Origin of the sequence: Microcoleus sp. BROC3 (assembly GCF_036702515.1) — a bacterium.
Classification (GTDB): domain Bacteria; phylum Cyanobacteriota; class Cyanobacteriia; order Cyanobacteriales; family Microcoleaceae; genus Microcoleus.
The window spans coordinates 1-4,229 of sequence record NZ_JAUBTQ010000131.1; the positions used below are offsets into that span (position 1 = coordinate 1).

The window sequence follows — 4,229 nt, forward strand, 5'->3', positions numbered from 1 at the left end:
AAAACGGCTGAAAAAAGATACCAAAGTGCTTGGGGAATCATCGCAGATTTAGAAGAATGCCTGGAACAACTACAGGCAAAAGGAACGATTGTAGATTTTGATCTCGCCCAAAAAGATCTTACAGATAAGTTTCAAATCCCTCAAAAACTTTATGGTAGAGAACGAGAAATAGAAACCTTATTAGCCGCCTTCGAGCGCGTTAGCAATGGCACAACAGAAATTATGTTAGTGTCGGGTTACTCGGGCATTGGCAAATCAGCCTTAGTGCAAGAAGTTTATCAACCGATTACTAAGGCAAACGGTTATTTTATTGCCGGGAAATTCGACCAATTTCAACGCAATATTCCTTACTCAGCGATCGTTAAAGCTTTTGGGTCCTTAGTCAAGCAACTGTTAACTGAAAGCGAAATCCAACTCAATAGCTGGAAAGAAAAACTTTTAGTGGCTTTTGGTGGTAACGGTCAAATAATTATAGATGTCATTCCCGACATAGAACTCATCGTTGGCAAACAGCCACCCGTCCAAGAATTAGGGGCTACAGAAGCGCAAAACCGTTTTAATTTAGTCTTTCAAAAATTCATCCGGATCTTTGGCTCTGTGGAGCATCCCTTAGTCATTTTTCTGGACGATTTGCAATGGGCTGACTCCGCTACTCTAAAACTGCTGCAAGTAATGATGGCAGATGAGGAAACAAAATATTTATTTCTAATGGGTGCTTATCGAGATAACGAAGTGATCCCCACACATCCCCTGATAATGACTTTGGAGGGGCTGCAAAAGCAAGAGGCTACTATTAACCAAATTACCTTAACTCCCTTAGATATCGGACATATTGCTAACTTGATTGCTGATACTGTGCGTAGGGATAGAGGCGCAGTCATGCCCCTAGCTGAGTTAGTCGTCGGTAAAACTCAAGGCAATCCTTTTTTTGTCAATCAGTTTCTGAGAACTCTCTATGAAGAAAACCTCCTGAATTTTAATTCTGAGCAAAGAAACTGGGATTGGAATATTTCAGAAATTGAAGCCGTAGGGATTACCGATAACGTTGTTGAGTTGATGGTCGCAAAATTGAGAAAGATGCCCGATTCAACTCAAAAAATTTTACAATTAGCAGCTTGCGTTGGCAATAGTTTTGACTTAAATACTCTGTCTGTTGTTCATGAAAAATCTCCCGCTGAAACCTTTCAAAAGCTATTGCCAGCCATTCAAAATGGACTAATTTTAGCCACTTCTGAACTCGGCGTAACAGAAGAAGAAATCGTTCAGTCTCATCTCGTCATTACTACTTATAAGTTTTTGCACGATCGCGTGCAACAAGCAGCTTATGCTCTGATTGAGGAAAGTTCTAAAAAAACAGTTCACTTACAAATCGGTCGCCTGCTGTGGCAAAATACCTCGCCAGAGCAACGAGCGGAAGATATATTTGCGATCGTCGATCATTTGAATCTGGGAATTGAACTCATTAGTGATGAATCCGAACGAACTGAAATTGCAAAACTTAATTTAACCGCAGGTCAAAAAGCTAAAGCAGCAACGGCTCATGCTGCGGCTACCCAATATTTGCAAGCTGGTTTGGGACTGCTAGCAAATTCTAGCTGGACTCATCAGTACGAACTGACATTAGCACTACATACCGAAGCAGCAGAGGCAGCATTTCTGAGTGGTGACTTTGACCGGATGCAGAAATTAGCTGAGGTCGTGCAAAACTGTGCCAAAAACCTATTGGAAAAAATAAAAGTCTATGAAGTCCAGATTCAAGCTTCCGTGTCGCAGAAAAAGCTACTAGAAGCCGTTAATACAGGGTTAGAAGTTTTAAAGCTGTTAGGGGTGGAGTTTCCCTCTCAGCCAAACCCGTCAGATATTGGGCAAGCACTGGGGGAAACGGCGGCAATTTTGAAGGGGAAGCGAATTGAGGATTTAAGTGACCTGCCTCAAATGACAGATCCCTATAAACTAGCAGCTATGAGACTTATATCAAGTATCTTTGCTCCTGCATACATTGCTGCTCCACAACTGTTGCTCTTGACGGTGTGCAAACAAGTAGATTTATCCGTCCAATATGGTAATGCTTCTCTTTCTCCCTTTGCTTATGCCAATTATGGTTTTCTTCTTTGTGGAATTGTGGAGGATATTGATTCGGGTTATCAGTTCGGTCAATTAGCTTTAAGTCTATTGTCAAAGTTGAATGCTCAAGAAATCAAAGCCAAGACATTTGTCCATGTAAATATATTTACCCGACATTGGAAAGAGCATCTGAGAGAAACGTGCGAGCCTTTAGTGTCTGCTTACTCTAGCGGAATAGAGACAGGAGATTTAGAATATGCAGGCTTTAGTCTAATACATTCCTCCTGTGCAGCTTACTATAGTGGCCAAGAACTGACTCTGCTGGACAGAGGGATAGCAATTAACAGAGATGCTATTTATAATGTCAAGCAAGAAATAGCGCTTAATTACATAGAAATAAATTGGCAAGCTATATTAAATTTGTTGGGAAAAAGCGAAAAACCTTGCATTCTGAAGGGTGAAGCCTGTGATGAGGAGCTGAAGTTGCCATTATACCAGCAGGCAAAGGACAAATCGGCAGTTGCATACATATATTTGAACAAAATTTACCTTTGTTATTTGTTTGAAAATTACTCAGAAGGCATTGAAAATACTGCTCTAGCAGAGAAGTGTTTAGATGCAATGGTAGGATTGCCCGTTATTCCTATCTTCCATTTTTACGATTCTTTGGTGCGGTTGGCCGTGTATTCTGATACTCCACAGTCAGAGCAACAGGGCATTCTTGACAGAGTACAAGCTAATCAAGAGAAAATGCAGAAATGGGCGCATCATGGCCCAATGAATTATTTGCACAAATTCTATCTAGTAGAGGCAGAACGGTATCGGGTTTTAGGGGGAAAAATCGAGGCAATGGAAATGTACGAGAAAGCGATCGCTCTGGCTAAAGAAAACCAGTATATCAACGAAGAAGCACTCGCTCACGAACTGGCAGCCAAATTTTACTTGTCATGGGGCAAAGAAACGATCGCCCAAGTTTATATGCAAAACGCTCATTATAGCTACCAAGCTTGGGGCGCTGTAGCTAAAGTTAAGCATTTAGAAGAAAAATACCCCCAATTCCTAGCTAGAACCTCGGCCAAGACAACAACTCAAACGAACGTTAACACAACAACCAATGCGCCTAATAGCACTAGCACCAATTTGGGAGAGACGCTAGATTTAGCCACAGTAATGAAAGCTTCTCAAGCAATTTCAGGTGAAATAGTTTTGAGTAAGCTACTAGAAAGATTGATGAAAATTGCCATCGAAAATGCAGGCGCCCAAAAAGGATTTTTAATTTTAGAAAAAGCAGGAAACTGGGCGATTGAGGCTGAAGGTTCGGTGAAGGAGGATGAAGTTAGCGTGCTGCGTTCGCTTCCCCTCAATGCAGAAGCAGCTTCTGGGGAAATACCCAAACTCGCAAGCGCGATCGCCCACTACGTCATCCGCACCCAGGAAAACGTGGTTTTAAATAACGCCGCCCAAGAGGGACAATTTACCCGCGATCCTTACATTGCAGCCACTCAACCGAAATCGATTCTCTGCACTCCTCTGCTGCACCAAGGCAAACTGACAGGCATTCTTTACCTAGAAAATAACCTCACAGAAGGAGCTTTCACTACAGATAGGCTGGAGCTGCTAAAATTGTTATCGGCCCAAATAGCCATTTCCATTGAAAATGCCCAACTCTACAATAACTTGCAGGAGTTCAATCAAAACTTAGAGCAATTAGTGAGCGATCGCACCCACGAATTATCCAACGCCTTAGATAACTTAAAAGCTACTCAAAGTAAGCTAGTCGAAGCCGAAAAAATGGCATCCCTGGGAGGATTAGTTGCAGGCGTCGCCCACGAAATTAATACTCCCATCGGCGTAGGTGTCACCGTTGCGTCAGCTTTAGCAGAACATACCACAGAATTTGCTTCTACTTATAACAGTGGCAAAATGAAACGCTCGGAACTCGAAGAATTTTTGGATATAGCCACCACTAGCAGCAACGCCCTTCTCACTAATCTAAATCAGGCAGCAGCATTGATTCAGAGCTTTAAAGAAGTGGCAGTCGATCGCTCGAGCGAAGAACGACGAACTTTCGGGGTAAGAGATTATCTCGATGAAATTTTAATCCAATTAAAACCAAAATTGAGAAATAGCAAACATTCGCTCGAAATTAAAGGAGACACCAAGAT

General features: G+C 42.0%; 1 protein-coding gene. It reads left to right on the plus strand.

Annotated elements, in window-relative coordinates:
- Positions 1-4,229: AAA family ATPase (locus QUB30_RS32975; RefSeq protein WP_333342446.1), on the plus strand; the 4,229-nt coding region annotated here is incomplete at both ends.